Origin of the sequence: Pseudomonas palmensis (genome assembly GCF_049942755.1) — a bacterium.
Taxonomy (GTDB): domain Bacteria; phylum Pseudomonadota; class Gammaproteobacteria; order Pseudomonadales; family Pseudomonadaceae; genus Aquipseudomonas; species Aquipseudomonas palmensis.
Genome location: NZ_CP187958.1, coordinates 445,772 through 462,935 on the forward strand (window position 1 = coordinate 445,772; position 17,164 = coordinate 462,935).

Consider the following 17,164-nt stretch of genomic DNA (forward strand, 5'->3'; position numbering starts at 1 on the left):
CTGCCGGGATCGATTAAAGGGTCGACGACGGGGAATTGACGGGATTGCGCCCGGCCGTCGGTGCTACGGCTGGCGGTGCAGTTTGTGTGCCAGCACGCTTGAGCGCCGCATCGGGTGTGGCATTGGCGCTGCCGGTACCGGTCAGGCTGCGGCGCACCTCCAGATTGCGCGAGATCACCAGCACCACCCTGCGGTTCTGCGCGCGCCCTTCAGGGCTGGCATTGCTGGCGATGGGCTGGAACTCGCCGTAGCCCACAGAAGCCATGCGTGCCGGGTTGACCCCTTCCATCGCCAGCAGGCGCACGATGCTCGCCGCCCGTGCCGACGACAGCTCCCAGTTGGTCGGGTACTGCGCCGTGCGGATCGGCTGGTCATCGGTGAAGCCTTCGACGTGCACCGGGTTGGCGAACGGCTTGATGATGTGCGCCACCTTGTCGATGATGTCGAACGCCTTGTCGCTGGGCATGGCATCGCCACTGCCGAACAACAGGGAGGAATTGAGCTCGATCTCGATCCACAGTTCGTTGCCGCGCACGGTCATCTGGTCGGACTTGATCAGGTCGCCAAAGGCATCGCGCACATCGTCGGCGATGGTCTGCAGCGGGTCGCTGGAGCTTTGCCCCAGGCCCGCATCGACCTGCTCGCTGTCCTTGATCAGCGGTTCGGCCGGCTTGACGCTGAGGGGGCGCTCGTCGCCTATCGGAATCGGCTTCATGCTGCGCTCGGGGTCGTTGAACACGCCGATCAGCGCCTGCGAGATGACCTTGTACTTGCCCTCGTTGATCGAGGAAATCGAATACATGACCACGAAGAAGGCGAACAGCAAGGTGATGAAGTCGGCATACGACACCAGCCAGCGTTCGTGGTTTTCATGTTCCTCGGGTTGACGACGACGGGCCATGGCTTACTCCATGAAGCCCTGAAGCTTCAGTTCGATTGAACGTGGGTTCTCGCCTTCGGCAATCGACAGCAAGCCTTCCAGGAGCATTTCGCGATAGCGCGACTGGCGCATGGCCAGGGCCTTGAGCTTGTTGGCGATCGGCAACAGGATCAGGTTGGCACTGGCCACGCCGTAGATGGTGGCCACGAACGCCACCGCGATACCGCTGCCCAGCTGGGTCGGGTCGGCCAGGTTGCCCATCACGTGGATCAGGCCCATCACCGCGCCGATGATGCCGATGGTCGGCGCATAGCCGCCCATGCTCTCGAACACCTTGGCGGCCTGGATGTCACGGCTTTCCTGGGTGTAGAAATCCACCTCGAGGATGCTGCGGATGGCTTCGGGCTCGGCGCCGTCGACCAGCAGCTGCAGGCCCTTGCGGGCATACGGGTCGGGCTCGGCATCGGCCACGCCCTCAAGGCCCAGCAGGCCTTCCTTGCGTGCGGTGAGGCTCCAGTTGACCACCCGGTCGATACCGCCGGCCAGGTCGACCCGCGGCGGGAAGAGGATCCAGCGCACGATCTGCAGGGCGCGCTTGAACGCGCTCATGGGGGCCTGCAGCAGCGAGGCCGCCAGCGTCCCGCCGATCACGATCAGCGCCGCCGGGCCATTGATCAGCGCCGACAGATGGCCGCCTTCGAGGTAGTTGCCGCCAACGATGGCGACGAACGCCAGGATGATCCCGATAAGGCTCAACACGTCCATCAGATGCACGCCTCTACCAGGTGCCGGCCGATCTCGTCCAGGCCGTACACCGCATCGGCCAGGTTGGCCTTGGCAATGGCCATGGGCATGCCATAGATCACGCAGCTGGCTTCGTCCTGGGCCCACACCTGGCTGCCGCCCTGCTTGAGCAGGCGCGCGCCTTCGCGGCCATCGGCGCCCATGCCGGTCAGCACCACGGCCAGCACCTTGTCGCCATACGACTTGGCCGCCGAACCGAAGGTGATGTCCACGCAGGGCTTGTAGTTGAGGCGTTCGTCACCTGGCAGTATCTTCACCGTGCCGCGCCCGTCGACCATCATCTGCTTGCCGCCCGGTGCCAGCAGGGCCAGGCCGGGGCGCAGCACGTCGCCGTCCTCGGCTTCCTTGACGCTGATGCGGCACAGCTTGTCCAGGCGCTCGGCAAAGGCCTTGGTGAAGGCCGCCGGCATGTGCTGGATCAGCACGATCGGCGCCGGGAAGTTGGCCGGCAGCTGGGTCAGCACGCGCTGCAGCGCCACCGGGCCACCGGTGGAGGTACCGATGGCCAGCAGCTTGTAGGCCTTGCGCTTGGGCGCTGGCGAGCTGGGTGCAGCGGCCCGCGCAGGGGCTTGCGGGGCAACCGGGGCGGCGCGCATGGACGCTGCCGGGGCGCTGCTGCCGGCGCTGTGCGACGGTGCAGGCGCTGCCGCCGGTGCCGGGCTGGCATAGCTGCTGAAACGGCGGTTGCTGCGCGAAATGGTATGCACCTTTTCGCACAGCATCTGCTTGACCTTCTCGGGGTTGCGCGAGATGTCCTCGAAGTTCTTCGGCAGGTAGTCCACCGCACCGGCGTCCAGTGCGTCGAGGGTGACGCGGGCGCCTTCGTGGGTGAGCGAGGAGAACATCAGTACAGGCGTGGGGCAGCGCTGCATGATATGGCGCACGGCGGTGATGCCATCCATCATGGGCATTTCATAGTCCATGGTGATGACGTCGGGCTTGAGCGACAGCGCCTGATCGATCGCTTCCTTGCCGTTGGTCGCGGTACCGACCACCTGGATAGTCGGGTCCGCTGAAAGAATTTCCGAGACACGGCGGCGGAAAAAACCGGAATCATCCACCACCAGGACCTTGACTACCATAAACACTCCATTACGGTGCGCGGCCACCTGGCCACGCCACCGGGATCAGATACGCCGAGCGGCGTAACGCTTGAGCATGCTCGGCACGTCGAGGATCAGCGCAATGCGCCCGTCACCGGTAATGGTGGCGCCCGACATGCCCGGGGTGCCCTGCAGCATCTTGCCCAACGGCTTGATGACCACCTCTTCCTGGCCCACCAGCTGGTCGACCACGAAGCCGATGCGCTGGGTACCCACCGACAGGATCACCACGTGGCCTTCACGCTGCTCCTCGTGGGCTGCCGAGCTGACCAGCCAGCGCTTGAGGTAGAACAGCGGCAAGGCCTTGTCACGCACGATCACCACTTCCTGGCCGTCGACCACGTTGGTGCGCGACAGGTCCAGGTGGAAAATCTCGTTGACGTTCACCAGCGGGAAGGCGAAGGCCTGGTTGCCGAGCATCACCATCAGGGTCGGCATGATCGCCAGGGTCAGCGGCACCTTGATGACGATCTTCGAGCCCTGGCCCTTGGTCGAGTAGATGTTGATCGAGCCGTTGAGCTGGGAAATCTTGGTCTTGACCACGTCCATGCCCACGCCGCGACCGGACACGTCGGAGATCTCGGTCTTGGTCGAGAAGCCCGGGGCGAAGATCAGGTTGTAGCAGTCGCTTTCGCTGAGGCGATCGGCGGCGTCCTTGTCCATCACCCCGCGCTTGACCGCAATGGCGCGCAGGACATTGGCATCCATGCCCTTGCCGTCATCGGAGATCGACAGCAGGATGTGGTCGCCTTCCTGTTCGGCAGCGAGGATCACCTTGCCATTGCGCGACTTGCCGGCGGCTTCGCGCTCTTCCGGGGTTTCCACGCCATGGTCGACGGCGTTGCGCACCAAGTGCACCAGCGGGTCGGCCAGGGCCTCGACGAGGTTCTTGTCCAGGTCGGTCTCTTCGCCGACCAGCTCCAGGTTGATCTCTTTCTTGAGCTGGCGGGCCAGGTCGCGAACCAGACGCGGGAAGCGCCCGAAGACCTTCTTGATCGGCTGCATGCGGGTCTTCATCACCGCGGTCTGCAGGTCGGCGGTTACCACGTCCAGGTTCGAGACGGCCTTGGACATGGCTTCATCGCCGCTGTTCAGGCCCAGGCGCACCAGGCGGTTACGCACCAGCACCAGTTCGCCGACCATGTTCATGATCTCGTCCAGGCGCGCGGTGTCGACCCGCACGGTGGTCTCGGCCTCGCTGGCCGGATGCTTGTCGGCAGCGGGAGCCGCCTGACGGGCCGGCGCGGGGGCGGGTGCCTTGGCCGGTGCCGGTGCAGCGGCTGCCGCTGCGGGCTTGGCCGCCGGCTTGGCCGCAACCGTCGCCGCAGCAGCAGGCGCGCTGGCAGCGCCAGCGCCGCTGACGGCGTCGGGCGCGAACTTGCCCTTGCCGTGCAACTCGTCGAGCAGGGCCTCGAATTCGTGTTCGGAAATATGGTCACCCGCCGCTGCGGGTGCGGCAGCGGCCGGTGCGGCGGCCGCTACAGCGCCGGGCAGTGCATCGGCGGCAAAGGTGCCCTTGCCGTGCAACTGGTCCAGCAGTGCTTCGAATTCATCGTCGGTGATGTCACCGCTGGGCGCCGCGTCCGCGCCAGGTGCAGCAGCAGATGCCGCCGCCACGCTGTCGGGGGCGAACTGGCCCTTGCCATGCAACTGGTCCAGCAACGACTCGAACTCGGCGTCGGTGATTTCATCGCTGGCAGCGTCCACGGCCACCGGCTCGGGCGCCTCGGCCTGGGCCTTGGCGGCATTGAGCGAGTCGAGCAACTGCTCGAACTCGCTGTCGGTGATATCACCCCCGCTCGCCTCGGCCTCAGGCTCCGGCTCGGCAACCGCCGCCACCGGCGCAGGCGCCGCCGCTTCGGCACCGGCAGGTTCGGCCAGGCGCGCCAGGGCGGCCAGCAGTTCCGGAGTGGCTGCGGTGATGTCGGTGCGCTCGCGCACCTGGCCGAACATGCTGTTGACGGTGTCCAGGGCTTCCAGGACCACGTCCATCAGTTCGGCGTCCACACGTCGTTCGCCCTTGCGCAGGATGTCGAAGACGTTTTCGGCGATGTGGCAGCACTCCACCAGCTCATTGAGCTGGAGGAAGCCGGCGCCCCCTTTTACAGTGTGAAAACCGCGAAAAATTGCATTGAGCAGGTCGGCATCATCCGGGCGGCTTTCCAGCTCGACCAGTTGCTCGGACAGTTGCTCAAGAATTTCGCCGGCTTCTACCAGAAAATCCTGGAGGATTTCTTCATCGGCGCCGAAGCTCATTAAACGTGCTCCCTAAAAACCCAGGCTGGACAGCAGATCGTCGACATCGTCCTGACCGGACACAACGTCTTCACGTTTATCGGCATGAATCTGTGGTCCTTCACCCCGAGTCGGATGTTTTTCTTGATCTTTTTCGGCACGCAGCTGGTCGTGGTCATGCTCGATGCCGGCGAACCGGTCGACCTGACTCGCCATCAACACGAGCTTCAGAAGATTGCTTTCTACTTCGGTGACCAGTGCCGTGACGCGCTTGATCACCTGGCCGGTCAGGTCTTGGTAGTCCTGAGCCAGAAGAATGTCGTTGAGATGGCCGGCGACCTTGCGGTTGCCCTCGGCGCTGTGCGTCAGGAAACTGTCGACGCGCTTGACCAGCTCGCGAAACTCCGGAGCCTCGACTTCGCGGCGCATGAAGCGCTGCCAGTCGCCACTCAGGCTGGCCGCCTCGGCACTGAGGTCGTTGAGTACCGGCGTGCTTGCCTCCACCAGGTCCATGGTGCGGTTGGCAGCGCCCTCGGTCAGCTTGACCACGTACGACAGGCGTTCGGTGGCGTCGGTAATCTGCGAGACTTCCTCGGCCTGCGGCATGTGCGGATCGATCTGGAAACTGACGATCGCACTGTGCAGCTCGCGGGTAAGCTTGCCGACTTCCTGGTACAGGCCAAGGTCACGGGTCTGGTTCAGCTGATGGATCAGTTGCACCGCGTCGCCGAACCTGCCTTTTTCAAGGCTGCTGACCAGCTCCTGGGCATGTTTCTTCAGAGTCGACTCGAAGTCGTCCAAAGATGATCTTTTTTGCTCCATAAGCGCCCCCGTGGCGTACCTCAGCTATTGACGCGCTCGAAGATCTTTTCGATCTTTTCTTTCAGCACCTGGGCGGTGAACGGTTTGACCACATAGCCGTTGACGCCCGCCTGGGCGGCTTCGATGATCTGTTCGCGTTTGGCTTCGGCCGTCACCATCAGCACCGGCAGGTGCTTGAGGCGTTCATCCAGACGTACCTTGCGCAGCAGGTCGATACCGGACATGCCGGGCATGTTCCAGTCGGTCACCAGGAAATCGAAGTGACCGCTTTCGAGCATCGGCAACGCGGTGTTGCCGTCGTCGGCTTCCTGGGTATTGGTGAAGCCCAGGTCACGCAACAGGTTCTTGATGATCCGCCGCATCGTCGAAAAATCGTCGACGATGAGGATTTTCATGTCTTTGTTCAATTAGACCTCCAAGCAGTCTTTAACGCGCTCAGCGCTGAACGCGCATTCAATCAATTCGGGCACTACATTTCACGACTGTATGGAACGGCTGCTCAACGCGCCCGCCATTCCCCCAGGCGACCGCGCAAGCGTGCGGCGCACTGGCTGTGCAACTGGCTGACACGCGACTCGCTGACCCCCAGCACCTCGCCGATTTCCTTGAGGTTCAGCTCTTCGTCGTAGTACAGCGCCAGCACCAGGCGCTCGCGCTCGGGCAGGTTGGCGATTGCATCCGCCAGGGCTGCCTGAAAGCGCTCGTCTTCCAGATCGCGCGATGGCTCGAGCTGGGCACTGGCGCCGTCCTCGTGCAGGCCTTCATGTTCGCCGTCCTGCAACAGGTCGTCGAAACTGAACAGGCGACTGCCCAAGGTATCGTTCAAAATCCCGTAATAATCATCGAGACTCAATTGAAGTTCGGCAGCAACCTCGTGATCTTTAGCATCACGACCGGTTTTTGCTTCAATTGCACGAATCGCGTCACTCACCATGCGGGTATTGCGGTGTACCGAACGCGGCGCCCAATCCCCCTTGCGCACCTCGTCGAGCATGGCCCCACGGATGCGGATACCGGCATAGGTCTCGAAACTGGCACCCTTGCTGGAGTCGTACTTGTTGGAGACCTCGAGCAGCCCGATCATGCCGGCCTGGATCAGGTCTTCCACCTGCACACTGGCTGGCAGACGCGCCAGCAGGTGATAGGCAATGCGCTTGACCAAGGGTGCGTACCGCTCGATCAGCTCGTACTGGGCATCACGCGAAGCCTTGCTGTACATCCGATAGCCGCTTGCACTCATAGCACTGGTCCCGCACTGGTCGGTTGCACCAGCCGTTCGACGAAGAACTCCAGATGACCACGCGGGTTGGCAGGCAACGGCCAGCTATCGACCTTCTGAGCAATGGCCTTGAAGGCCAGCGCGCACTTGGAACGCGGAAAGGCTTCGTAGACTGCTCGCTGCTTCTGCACTGCCTTGCGGACACATTCGTCGTAGGGCACAGCACCGACGTATTGTAAGGCGACATCCAGGAAGCGATCCGTGACCTTGGTCAATTTGGCGAACAGATTGCGACCTTCCTGAGGGCTTTGTGCCATGTTGGCCAGCACCCGGAAACGGTTCATGCCGTAATCGCGGTTCAGCAGCTTGATCAGGGCATAGGCGTCAGTGATGGACGTGGGCTCGTCGCACACCACCAGCAGCACTTCCTGGGCCGCGCGCACGAAGCTGACGACCGAATCGCCGATGCCGGCCGCGGTGTCGATGACCAGCACGTCGAGGTTGTCGCCGATCTCGCTGAACGCCTGGATCAGCCCGGCATGCTGGGCCGGCGCCAGGTGCACCATGCTCTGGGTGCCGGAGGCCGCAGGCACGATGCGTACCCCGCCAGGCCCCGGCAGCAGCACGTCGCGCAGCTCGCAGCGGCCCTCGATGACATCGGCCAGCGTGCGTTTGGGGGTCAGGCCGAGCAAGACGTCGACGTTGGCCAGGCCCAGGTCGGCGTCCAGCAGCATGACCCGACGGCCAAGCTCAGCCAGCGCCAATGACAAGTTCACTGACACGTTGGTCTTGCCGACGCCACCTTTGCCGCCTGTCACGGCGATCACCTGTACGGGATGCATGCTGCCCATGTTTGTTCTTTACCTTGTCTTACTTAGACCGAGGCCACATGACTGGCTGCGCTTTCAACACCTGAAAAATGCCTGGCAGACCATTGATGTAGGTACTTTGCAACGTATACACATTTACCTCAGCCGACACGCTTGCCGTCGCTGTGGTACAGATCGGCGAACATGTCGGCCATGGCCTCTTCGCTGGGATCGTCCTGCATTTGTACACTGACCGCGCGACTGACCAGATGGTGCCGGCGCGGCAAGTGCAGATCGTCCGGAATGCGCGGCCCATCGGTCAGATAGGCCACCGGCAACTCATGCGTGATGGCCAGGCTCAGCACCTCGCCCAGGCACGCCGTTTCGTCGAGCTTGGTCAGGATGCAACCGGCCAGCCCGCAGCGCTTGTAGCTGTGGTAGGCAGCGGTCAGCACCTGCTTCTGGCTGGTGGTGGCCAGCACCAGGTAATTCTTGGCCTGGATGCCGCGCCCGGCCAGGGTTTCGAGCTGCATGCGCAGTGCCGGGTCGCTGGCCTGCAGGCCGGCGGTATCGATCAGCACCACGCGCTTGCGCAGCAGAGGGTCCAGGGCCTGGGCCAGCGACTGGCCGGGGTCGACGTGGGTCACCGACACATTCAGGATGCGCCCCAGGGTCTTGAGTTGTTCCTGGGCGCCGATGCGAAAGCTGTCCATGCTCACCAGCGCGATGTTCTGCGCGCCGTACTTGAGCACATAGCGCGCCGCCAGCTTGGCCAGGGTGGTGGTCTTGCCCATGCCGGCCGGGCCGACCATGGCGATCACGCCGCCCTCTTCGATCGGCTCGATTTCCGGCACCTGGATCATGCGGGCCAGGTGCGCCAGCAGCATGCGCCAGGCCTGGCGGGGCTCTTCGATGTCGGCAGTGATGTCCAGCACCTCGCGGGCCAGCGGCCCGGCGATGCCGATGCGCTGCAGGCGGCGCCAGAGGTTGGCCTGGTGCGGCTTGCTGCCCTGCAGCTGGGTCCAGGCCAGCGAGCCGAGCTGCACTTCGAGCAGCTCGCGCAGGCCCGAGAGCTCCGAACGCATGGAATCGAACAGACGCTGATCGACCGGCGCCGGGGCTGCTGCCTGAGGCCGCACGGGGGCCTCGACCTGCGGCTCTACCAGCGGCTCGGAGGCGGTCAGCGGCAGGCCGGCGAACAACTGGCGGTTGCCCTCCTCGCCTTCGACCCGGCTGCTGAGCTCGGCCTGCGCGGTGACGATGCGCGACTGGGTCTTGCGCAGTTCGTCCTCGAGCTCGACGTTCGGCACCCGCGGCGCAAGCGCGGACAGCTTGTAGTCCAGCGCCGCCGTCAGCTCGACACCGCCAGCAATCCGTCGGTTGCCGATGATGGCGGCCTCTGCCCCCAGCTCATCACGAACCAGCTTCATGGCCTGACGCATATCAGCGGCGAAAAAACGCTTAACTTGCATATCCCACTACCTCAGCCGTTGGGGCCTACTGTGGCAACGATGGTAACTTGCTTGTTGTCAGGTATTTCCTGATACGCCAAAACATGCAAATTCGGTACAGCCAGGCGGCCAAAACGCGACAGCATCTGTCGAACGGGTCCTGCGACCAGCAGGATTGCAGGTTGCCCTTGCATCTCCTGACGCTGGGCGGCCTCGATCAACGAACGCTGAAGCTTTTCGGCCATGCTCGGCTCAAGAAGAACACCATCTTCCTGACCCTGCCCGGCCCTTTGCAAACTATTGAGCAAAATCTGTTCCAACCTTGGCTCAAGCGTGATCACAGGCAGCTCGGACTCAGTTCCTACAATGCTTTGCACGATTGCGCGGCTCAATCCTACGCGCACCGAAGCCACCAGCGCGGCGGTATCTTGACTCTTGGCGGCATTGTTGGCGATGGCTTCGGCAATGGTGCGGATGTCGCGCACCGGCACCTGCTCGGCCAGCAACGCCTGCAGCACCTTGAGCAGACCAGACAGCGGCAGCACCCCCGGCACCAGTTCCTCGGCCAGCTTGGGCGAGCCCTTGGCCAGGACCTGCAGCAGTTGCTGTACCTCTTCGTGACCGATCAGCTCGTGGCAATGCTTGTAGAGGATCTGGTTGAGGTGGGTGGCGACCACGGTGCTCGCGTCCACCACGGTGTAGCCCAGCGATTGCGCCTGGCTGCGCTGGGCCACATCGATCCACACTGCCTCCAGGCCGAAGGCCGGGTCCCTGGCGGCGATGCCGTTGAGGTTGCCGAACACCTGCCCCGGGTTGATCGCCAGTTCGCGGTCGGGGTAGATCTCGGCCTCGGCCAGGATCACCCCCATCAGCGTCAGGCGGTAGGCGCTGGGGGCCAGGTCGAGGTTGTCGCGGATGTGCACGGTGGGCATCAGGAAGCCCAGGTCCTGGGACAGCTTCTTGCGTACCCCCTTGATCCGCGCCAGCAACTGCCCACCCTGGTTGCGGTCCACCAGCGGGATCAGCCGGTAGCCGACTTCCAGGCCGATCATGTCGATCGGGGTAACGTCGTCCCAGCCCAGCTCCTTGGTTTCCTGAGCACGCTGCGGCGACGGCAGCAGGTCCTGCTGGCGCTGCACTTCCTGCTGTGCCTTGACCTTGGCCTGGTTCTGCTTGCGCCACACCAGGTAAGCGCCGCCCGCGGCCATCAGGCCGAGGCTGAGGAATGCCACGTGCGGCATGCCCGGCACCAGCCCCATGACGATCATCAGGCCGCCGGACACGGCCAGCGCCTTGGGCGAATCGAACATCTGCCGGTTGATCTGCTTGCCCATTTCCTCGGAGCCCGAGGCACGGGTAACCATGATCGCGGCGGCGGTGGACAGCAGCAGCGAAGGCAACTGCGCCACCAAACCGTCACCGATGGTGAGCAGCGCATACACGCGACCGGCGTCGCCGAAGGTCATGCCGTGCTGGAAGATACCCACGGCCATGCCGCCGATCAGGTTGATGAACAGGATCAGCAGGCCGGCGATGGCGTCACCGCGCACGAACTTGCTGGCACCGTCCATCGAACCGTAGAACTCGGCCTCCTGGGCCACTTCGGTACGCCGTGCCTTGGCCTGGGCCTGGTCGATCAGGCCGGCGTTGAGGTCGGCGTCGATGGCCATCTGCTTGCCGGGCATGGCGTCGAGGGTGAAGCGCGCGCTCACCTCGGAAATGCGCCCGGCACCCTTGGTCACCACCACGAAGTTGATGATCATGAGGATCGCGAACACCACGATACCGACCACGTAGTTGCCGCCGATCACCACCTCGCCGAAGGCCTGGATCACCTTGCCCGCGGCTTCGTGGCCGTCGTGGCCGTGGAGCATCACCACCCGCGTGGACGCCACGTTCAGCGCCAGGCGCAGCAGCGTGGCCACCAGCAGGATGGTCGGAAACACGGCGAAATCCAGCGGGCGCAAGGCGTACACGCACACCAGCAGCACAACGATGGACAGGGCGATGTTGAAGGTGAAGAACACGTCGAGCAGGAACGGCGGGATCGGCAACATCATCATTGCCAACATCACCAGCAGCAACAGCGGCACCCCCAGGTTGCCCCGGCCGAGCCCGGACAGGTTGCTACGGGCGCTGTTGATTAACTGAGAGCGATCCACCGATATTCCTCTTCAAGCAAACTTTTGACGCCATGCGGGCGCTTGGCGCTGCTATTGCAAGAAGCTTTCCAACTTTGGATTAGTGACGCGACCTTCGCCGACACTGCCGGCTCCTGCAGCGAAGGGGCCGGCACCTCGGCGCCGACGGGAAGAGCTCAAACGGTTCAGGAATCGCGGCGCAGGTCCGGCGGAATCGGCAGATCCTTGAGCGGCTCCGGCGCCTTGCCCTTGCCCGCCCGGTGCTGGCGAATCTGATACACGTAGGCCAGCACCTGGGCCACGGCCAGGTAGAGGCCGGCCGGGATCTCTTCCTCGAGCTCGGTGGAGTAGAAGATCGAACGCGCCAGCTCAGGCGATTCCAGCACCTGGATGTTGTGGGCATTGGCGATTTCGCGAATCTTCAGCGCCAGGAAATCGGTGCCCTTGGCCAGCAGCGTCGGCGCATTGCCCTTCTCGGGGTCGTACTTGAGCGCCACCGCATAGTGGGTCGGGTTGGTGATGATCACGTCGGCATCGGGGATCGCCGCCATCATGCGCCGCTGCGACATCTCGCGCTGCAACTGGCGAATACGCTGCTTGACCTCCGGCTTGCCCTCGCTGTTCTTGTACTCGTCGCGCACCTCCTGCTTGGTCATCAGCAGCTTCTTGTGCGACTGGTACAGCTGCAACGGCACGTCCACCAGGGCAATCAGCAACAGGCCGGCGGCCATCCACAGGGCACTCCAGCCCACCACCTGCACGCTGTGGATGATCGCCTGCTCCAGCGGCTCGTTGGCAATGGCCAGCAGGTCGTCACGGTCCGACGACAACACCACCAGCGCCACGATCAGGATCACGAAGAACTTCGCCAGGGCCTTGAGCAGCTCGGTCAGTGCGTTCAGGGAAAACATGCGCTTGATCCCCGACAGTGGGTTCATGCGGCTGAACTTGGGCGCCAGGGTGCCGCCGGCAAACAGCCAGCCACCCAGCGAGATCGGCCCGATGAAAGCCACGATCAGCGCCACCAGCAATACCGGCTGCAGCGCCATCAGGGCCATCTTGCCCGAGGCCAGCAAGAAGGTGCCCATCGAGCGCTCGTCGATCAGCGTGTCGCGCGACAGGGTGAAGTTGATGCGCATGATGTCCATCAGCACTTCGGCCAGGCCACCACCGAACACCAGCAGGCCACCGGCCCCGGCCAGGGTCACCACCACCGTGTTGAGCTCCTTGGAACGGGCGATCTCGCCCTTCTCGCGGGCGTCCTTCTTCTTTTTCTCCGTGGGGTCTTCTGTCTTGTCCTGACCGCTTTCGCTCTCTGCCATGCTCAGCTCGCCCTCGCCAGCTCACGCAGCCACTGCAGGGCCTCGGAGGCCAGCGCCTGGTAATGGGAAAGGATGTCGGCCAGGACAACCCAGAAAATCCCGAGCCCCAGCACCAGGGTCAACGGGAAACCGATGGAGAAGATGTTCAGCTGCGGCGCTGCACGGGTCATCACGCCGAAGGCGATGTTCACCACCAGCAGCGCGGTGATCGCCGGCAACACCAGCAGCAGCGCCGCGCCCAGCACCCAGCTCAGCCGCCCGACCAGGTCCCAGTAGTGGTTGACCATCAGGCCGGTGCCCACCGGCAAGGTGGTGAAGCTCTCGGTGATCACCTCGAACACCACCAGGTGCCCGTTCATCGACAGGAACAGCAGCGTCACCAGCATGCTCAGGAACTGGCTGACCACCGCCACGTTGACGCCGTTGACCGGGTCGACCATGGAGGCGAAGGCCATGCCCATCTGGATGGCCACCACCTGCCCGGCCACTACGAATATCTGGAAGAACAGTTGCAGCGACAGGCCGAATACCGCACCGATGAGGATCTGCTCGGCAATCAGCAGCAGCCCGCTGAGCGACAGCGGATTGACTTCGGGCATCGGCGGCAGGCCCGGCACCACCACCACGGTGATCGCCAGGGCCAGGTACAGGCGGATACGCCCCGGCACCATCTTGGTCCCGATGATGGGCATGGTCATCAGCACGGCGGCAATGCGAAACAGCGGCAGGATGAAGCTCGCCACCCAGGTGGCGATCTGCGCATCGGTCAACTGGAGCATCGCGCGCTCAGCCGATCAACTGGGGAATGCTGCCGTACAACGACAGGATGTATTCCATGAACTTCTGCACCAGCCAGGGCCCGGCCACGATCAGCGTGATCAGCATCACCAGCAGGCGCGGCAGAAAGCTCAGGGTCTGTTCGTTGATCTGGGTGGCGGCCTGGAACATGGCCACCATCAGGCCCACCAGCAGGCTCGGTACCACCAGCACAGCCACGATCATGGTGGTCAGCCACAGCGCATCGCGGAACAGGTCGACAGCAACTTCTGGGGTCATGTTGTTCTCCTCGGCGCGCTAGACGCCACCGAAACTGCCGGCCAGGGTGCCCATGATCAACGCCCAGCCATCCACCAGCACGAACAGCATGATCTTGAACGGCAGGGAGATGATCAGCGGCGACAGCATCATCATACCCATGGCCATCAGCACACTGGCCACCACCAGGTCGATGATCAGGAACGGGATGAAGATCATGAAGCCGATCTGGAACGCGGTCTTGAGTTCGGAGGTGACGAAGGCCGGTACCAGGATGGTCAACGGCGCCTCGTCCGGCGTGGCGATATCGGTACGCTTGGACAGGCGCATGAACAGGTCGAGATCGCTCTCGCGGGTCTGCGCCAGCATGAAGTCCTTGAGGGGCACCTGGGCCTTGGCCACCGCGTCCTGGGCCGACAGGGTCTCGGCCAGGTACGGCTGCAGGGCATCCTTGTTCACCCGGTCGAATACCGGCGCCATGATGAACAGGGTCAGGAACAGCGCCATGCCGGTGAGGATCTGGTTCGACGGCGTCTGCTGCAGGCCCAGGGCCTGGCGCAGGATCGAGAACACGATGATGATCCGGGTGAAGCTGGTCATCAGGATCACGAACGCCGGAATGAAGCTCAGCGCCGTCATGATCAGCAGGATCTGCAGGCTGACCGAGTACTCCTGCTGCCCATCCGCCCCGTTGGACAGGGTGATCGCCGGAATCGACAGCGGGTCGGCGGCCAGGGCCAGCGGCGCTGCGAACATCAGCAGCAGGGTCAACAGCATGCGCAATGCGCCCATCACGACTTGTCCTTTTGATCCTTGCCCAGCAGCTCCATCAGGCGCTGGGCGAATTCGGGCGTAGCCTGGCGGGCGCTGGCCGGTACCTGCACCGGCTCGGCCAGCACATGCAACGCGGTAAGGCTGCCCGGCGTATGACCGATCAGTATCTGTTCGTTGCCCACCTGCACCAGCAGCAGCCGATCACGCGGGCCGACCACGCGCGTGCCGACGATCTCGATGACCTGCTGGCCACGCGGCGTCACGTTCTGCACCCGGCGCAGCAGCCAGGCGAGAAAGAAGATCAGGCCCAGCACCAGCAACAACCCCAGCACCAGACGGCCCAGCTGCCCGCTGGCACTGCCGGCTGCTGCCGTGGTCGCCGCGGCTGTCGTGGCCGCGGGCTGTGCCGCCAGTGCCAGGTCGAGCCAGAGCAGGCCGACCCCAGTCAGCCCCGCTTGCAGAAGACGCTTCACTCAGCGCAGCTTCTTGATGCGTTCGCTCGGGCTGATCACGTCGGTCAGGCGGATGCCGAACTTCTCGTTCACCACCACCACCTCGCCGTGCGCGATCAGGGTGCCGTTGACCAGCACGTCCAGCGGCTCGCCGGCCAGGCGGTCCAGCTCGATCACCGAACCCTGGTTCAGTTGCAGCAGGTTGCGGATGTTGATTTCGGTGCTGCCCACTTCCATCGAGATGCTCACCGGAATATCCAGGATCACGTCCAGGTTCGGGCCGTCCAGGGTCACTGCATCGCTGCCCTTGGGCGAGCTGCCGAATTCTTCCATCGGCAGGCGGTTGGGCGAGCCGGCACTGCTGCCGCCGTCAGCCGCCAACAGCGCGTCGATGTCGGACTGGCCGGCGTCGCCGGTCTCGCTCAGGGCTGCTGCCCACTCATCGGCCAGAGCCTGGTCTTCCATGGAGGTGATATCGTTTTCGTCAGCCATCTTGTCCTCGACGGGGCAATCAATTCGGAGTTAAAGCCAGGGTACCGATCAGCGGCGCTCGATCGGCTCGGTTACTTGCAATGCCAGCGTGCCCTTGTGCGAGCCCAACTTGGCCTTGAACGACGGTACGCCATTGGCGCGCAGTACCAGCTCGTCCGGCAGTTCGACCGGGATCACATCACCCGGCTGCATGTGCAGGATGTCGCGCAGGCGCAGCTCGCGGCGTGCCACGGTGGCGCTGATCGGCACGCTGACGTCCAGCACGTCTTCGCGCAGGGCCTTGATCCAGCGTTCGTCCTGGTCGTCCAGGTCGGACTGGAAGCCCGCGTCGAGCATTTCGCGCACCGGCTCGATCATCGAGTAGGGCATGGTCACGTGCAGGTCGCCGCCACCGCCATCGAGTTCGATGTGGAAGGTGGACACCACCACCGCCTCGCTCGGGCCGACGATGTTGGCCATGGCCGGGTTGACCTCCGAGTTGATGTACTCGAAGTTGACCGGCATGATCGCCTGCCAGGCTTCCTTGAGGTCGACGAAGCACTGGTCCAGCACCATGCGCACCACGCGCAATTCGGTGGGCGTGAACTCGCGGCCCTCGATCTTGGCGTGACGACCGTCACCGCCGAAGAAATTGTCCACCAGCTTGAACACCAGCTTGGCATCGAGGATGAACAGCGAGGTGCCGCGCAACGGCTTGATCTTCACCAGGTTGAGGCTGGTGGGCACGTACAGCGAGTGCACGTACTCACCGAACTTCATCACCTGCACGCCCCCCACTGCCACATCCGCCGAGCGGCGCAGCAGGTTGAACATGCTCACGCGGGTATAGCGGGCGAAGCGTTCGTTGATCATTTCCAGGGTCGGCATGCGCCCGCGCACGATCCGGTCCTGGCTGGTCAGGTCGTAGCTCTTGATGCTGCCGGGGTCGGCGCCGCTATCGGTTTGCACCAGCCCGTCGTCGACGCCGTGCAGCAAGGCATCGATCTCATCCTGGGACAGCAGGTCCTGCATGGCCATCTTGGGCTCCTACTGCAATACGAAATTGGTGAACAGCAACTGGTCGATCACCAGCTTGCCGACTTCTTTCTGGGCCACTTCCTGCACGCTGGCGGTGGCCTTCTGGCGCAGCATCTCCTGGCCGACCGGGGTCGCCAGGGAGTCGAACGGCTGGCCGGAAAAGAGCATCACCAGGTTGTTGCGGATCACCGGCATGTGCACTTTCAGCGCATCCAGCGCAGCCTGGTCGCGCCCCTGCATGGTGATGCTCACCTGCATGTAGCGCTGACGACCGTTCTGGTTGAAGTTGACGACGAAGGCTGGCGCCAGCGGCTCGTAGATGGCCGCAGGCCTGACGTTGCTGACGGTTGCCGGGTCGACCTGAGGTTTGCTGTCGCCCCTTTGCAGGAAGAACCAGGTGGCGCCCACCGACAAGCCGATGGCCAGCAGCAATGCCAGCACCAGCAGCAGGATCAGCTTGAGTTTGCCTTTTACGGCGGGGTCTTTCACTGCTTCGCTCTTCGCCATGCCAATAATCCGTCACTCACAAGAGGTTTGTCCCACATGGCGAGGGTTGAGCAAGTGTTATGCCAGATTTGCGGGCCACACCGGCCCGATTGAGGAAGGCG

The 17,164-nt window shown here is 63.7% G+C and carries 18 protein-coding genes; all 18 read right to left on the reverse strand.

The features are described 5' to 3' along the window. Positions 1 to 13 precede the first annotated feature (13 nt). Positions 14 to 901 carry a flagellar motor protein MotD gene (gene motD / locus ACPRTJ_RS01970; RefSeq protein ID WP_043861830.1) on the reverse strand — a complete coding sequence of 296 codons (888 nt, stop codon included), beginning with the start codon at positions 899 to 901 and terminating at the stop codon, positions 14 to 16. A gap of 3 nt (positions 902 to 904) precedes the next feature. After that, entirely contained in the window at positions 905 to 1,645 is a 741-nt protein-coding gene (locus ACPRTJ_RS01975) for a flagellar motor protein (protein WP_043861829.1), read from the reverse strand. Beyond that, complete coding sequence (locus tag ACPRTJ_RS01980) at positions 1,645 to 2,766, reverse strand: protein-glutamate methylesterase/protein-glutamine glutaminase (RefSeq protein WP_058542051.1); 1,122 nt, start codon at positions 2,764 to 2,766, stop codon at positions 1,645 to 1,647. The genes ACPRTJ_RS01975 and ACPRTJ_RS01980 overlap by 1 nt, the downstream gene beginning before the upstream one ends. A 45-nt stretch (positions 2,767 to 2,811) precedes the next feature. After that, on the reverse strand, positions 2,812 to 5,043 hold the full coding sequence (locus ACPRTJ_RS01985; RefSeq protein ID WP_088515605.1) for a chemotaxis protein CheA: 2,232 nt from the start codon (positions 5,041 to 5,043) through the stop codon (positions 2,812 to 2,814). A gap of 12 nt (positions 5,044 to 5,055) precedes the next feature. Next, complete coding sequence (locus ACPRTJ_RS01990; protein WP_043861826.1) at positions 5,056 to 5,844, reverse strand: protein phosphatase CheZ; 789 nt, start codon at positions 5,842 to 5,844, stop codon at positions 5,056 to 5,058. A gap of 20 nt (positions 5,845 to 5,864) precedes the next feature. Continuing rightward, on the reverse strand, positions 5,865 to 6,239 hold the full coding sequence (locus ACPRTJ_RS01995) for a chemotaxis response regulator CheY (RefSeq protein ID WP_043861825.1): 375 nt from the start codon (positions 6,237 to 6,239) through the stop codon (positions 5,865 to 5,867). 104 nt (positions 6,240 to 6,343) lie between these two features. Further along, the gene (gene fliA, locus ACPRTJ_RS02000; RefSeq protein ID WP_043861824.1) at positions 6,344 to 7,084 is read right to left on the reverse strand and encodes an RNA polymerase sigma factor FliA; all 741 of its coding nucleotides are present in this window, start codon (positions 7,082 to 7,084) and stop codon (positions 6,344 to 6,346) included. Then, complete coding sequence (fleN, locus tag ACPRTJ_RS02005; RefSeq protein WP_054915624.1) at positions 7,081 to 7,914, reverse strand: flagellar synthesis regulator FleN; 834 nt, start codon at positions 7,912 to 7,914, stop codon at positions 7,081 to 7,083. The genes fliA and fleN overlap by 4 nt, the downstream gene beginning before the upstream one ends. Before the next feature lie 119 nt (positions 7,915 to 8,033). After that, positions 8,034 to 9,344 carry a flagellar biosynthesis protein FlhF gene (flhF, locus tag ACPRTJ_RS02010; RefSeq protein ID WP_043861822.1) on the reverse strand — a complete coding sequence of 437 codons (1,311 nt, stop codon included), beginning with the start codon at positions 9,342 to 9,344 and terminating at the stop codon, positions 8,034 to 8,036. Between the two features lie 11 nt (positions 9,345 to 9,355). Continuing rightward, positions 9,356 to 11,485 carry a flagellar biosynthesis protein FlhA gene (flhA, locus tag ACPRTJ_RS02015; RefSeq protein ID WP_043861821.1) on the reverse strand — a complete coding sequence of 710 codons (2,130 nt, stop codon included), beginning with the start codon at positions 11,483 to 11,485 and terminating at the stop codon, positions 9,356 to 9,358. A gap of 164 nt (positions 11,486 to 11,649) precedes the next feature. Then, complete coding sequence (gene flhB, locus ACPRTJ_RS02020; protein ID WP_054915626.1) at positions 11,650 to 12,786, reverse strand: flagellar biosynthesis protein FlhB; 1,137 nt, start codon at positions 12,784 to 12,786, stop codon at positions 11,650 to 11,652. A gap of 2 nt (positions 12,787 to 12,788) precedes the next feature. After that, on the reverse strand, positions 12,789 to 13,565 hold the full coding sequence (fliR, locus tag ACPRTJ_RS02025; protein ID WP_054915627.1) for a flagellar biosynthetic protein FliR: 777 nt from the start codon (positions 13,563 to 13,565) through the stop codon (positions 12,789 to 12,791). A gap of 7 nt (positions 13,566 to 13,572) precedes the next feature. Further along, positions 13,573 to 13,842, reverse strand: coding sequence for a flagellar biosynthesis protein FliQ (fliQ, locus tag ACPRTJ_RS02030; RefSeq protein ID WP_043861818.1), 270 nt, complete (start codon positions 13,840 to 13,842; stop codon positions 13,573 to 13,575). A gap of 18 nt (positions 13,843 to 13,860) precedes the next feature. Continuing rightward, positions 13,861 to 14,613, reverse strand: a complete 753-nt coding sequence (gene fliP / locus ACPRTJ_RS02035; protein WP_054915628.1) for a flagellar type III secretion system pore protein FliP — start codon at positions 14,611 to 14,613, stop codon at positions 13,861 to 13,863. Further along, positions 14,613 to 15,044 carry a flagellar biosynthetic protein FliO gene (gene fliO, locus ACPRTJ_RS02040; protein WP_370409109.1) on the reverse strand — a complete coding sequence of 144 codons (432 nt, stop codon included), beginning with the start codon at positions 15,042 to 15,044 and terminating at the stop codon, positions 14,613 to 14,615. Before fliO ends, fliP begins: the two co-directional genes overlap by 1 nt. 24 nt (positions 15,045 to 15,068) lie before the next feature. Then, positions 15,069 to 15,539, reverse strand: a complete 471-nt coding sequence (gene fliN, locus ACPRTJ_RS02045) for a flagellar motor switch protein FliN (protein WP_088515603.1) — start codon at positions 15,537 to 15,539, stop codon at positions 15,069 to 15,071. 48 nt (positions 15,540 to 15,587) lie between these two features. Next, positions 15,588 to 16,556, reverse strand: coding sequence for a flagellar motor switch protein FliM (fliM, locus tag ACPRTJ_RS02050; protein ID WP_043861814.1), 969 nt, complete (start codon positions 16,554 to 16,556; stop codon positions 15,588 to 15,590). Positions 16,557 to 16,565: 9 nt separating this feature from the next. Continuing rightward, positions 16,566 to 17,063, reverse strand: coding sequence for a flagellar basal body-associated protein FliL (gene fliL, locus ACPRTJ_RS02055; RefSeq protein WP_054915630.1), 498 nt, complete (start codon positions 17,061 to 17,063; stop codon positions 16,566 to 16,568). Positions 17,064 to 17,164 lie beyond the last annotated feature (101 nt).

Bases quoted from the DNA above. Each gene is read 5' to 3' on its own strand.
- motD (WP_043861830.1), bottom strand. From the start codon at position 901: ATGGCCCGTCGTCGTCAACCCGAGGAACATGAAAACCACGAACGCTGG.
- ACPRTJ_RS01975 (WP_043861829.1), bottom strand. From the start codon at position 1,645: ATGGACGTGTTGAGCCTTATCGGGATCATCCTGGCGTTCGTCGCCATC.
- ACPRTJ_RS01980 (WP_058542051.1), bottom strand. From the start codon at position 2,766: ATGGTAGTCAAGGTCCTGGTGGTGGATGATTCCGGTTTTTTCCGCCGC.
- ACPRTJ_RS01985 (WP_088515605.1), bottom strand. From the start codon at position 5,043: ATGAGCTTCGGCGCCGATGAAGAAATCCTCCAGGATTTTCTGGTAGAA.
- ACPRTJ_RS01990 (WP_043861826.1), bottom strand. From the start codon at position 5,844: ATGGAGCAAAAAAGATCATCTTTGGACGACTTCGAGTCGACTCTGAAG.
- ACPRTJ_RS01995 (WP_043861825.1), bottom strand. From the start codon at position 6,239: ATGAAAATCCTCATCGTCGACGATTTTTCGACGATGCGGCGGATCATC.
- fliA (WP_043861824.1), bottom strand. From the start codon at position 7,084: ATGAGTGCAAGCGGCTATCGGATGTACAGCAAGGCTTCGCGTGATGCC.
- fleN (WP_054915624.1), bottom strand. From the start codon at position 7,914: ATGGGCAGCATGCATCCCGTACAGGTGATCGCCGTGACAGGCGGCAAA.
- flhF (WP_043861822.1), bottom strand. From the start codon at position 9,344: ATGCAAGTTAAGCGTTTTTTCGCCGCTGATATGCGTCAGGCCATGAAG.
- flhB (WP_054915626.1), bottom strand. From the start codon at position 12,786: ATGGCAGAGAGCGAAAGCGGTCAGGACAAGACAGAAGACCCCACGGAG.
- fliR (WP_054915627.1), bottom strand. From the start codon at position 13,565: ATGCTCCAGTTGACCGATGCGCAGATCGCCACCTGGGTGGCGAGCTTC.
- fliQ (WP_043861818.1), bottom strand. From the start codon at position 13,842: ATGACCCCAGAAGTTGCTGTCGACCTGTTCCGCGATGCGCTGTGGCTG.
- fliP (WP_054915628.1), bottom strand. From the start codon at position 14,613: ATGGGCGCATTGCGCATGCTGTTGACCCTGCTGCTGATGTTCGCAGCG.
- fliN (WP_088515603.1), bottom strand. From the start codon at position 15,539: ATGGCTGACGAAAACGATATCACCTCCATGGAAGACCAGGCTCTGGCC.
- fliM (WP_043861814.1), bottom strand. From the start codon at position 16,556: ATGGCCATGCAGGACCTGCTGTCCCAGGATGAGATCGATGCCTTGCTG.
- fliL (WP_054915630.1), bottom strand. From the start codon at position 17,063: ATGGCGAAGAGCGAAGCAGTGAAAGACCCCGCCGTAAAAGGCAAACTC.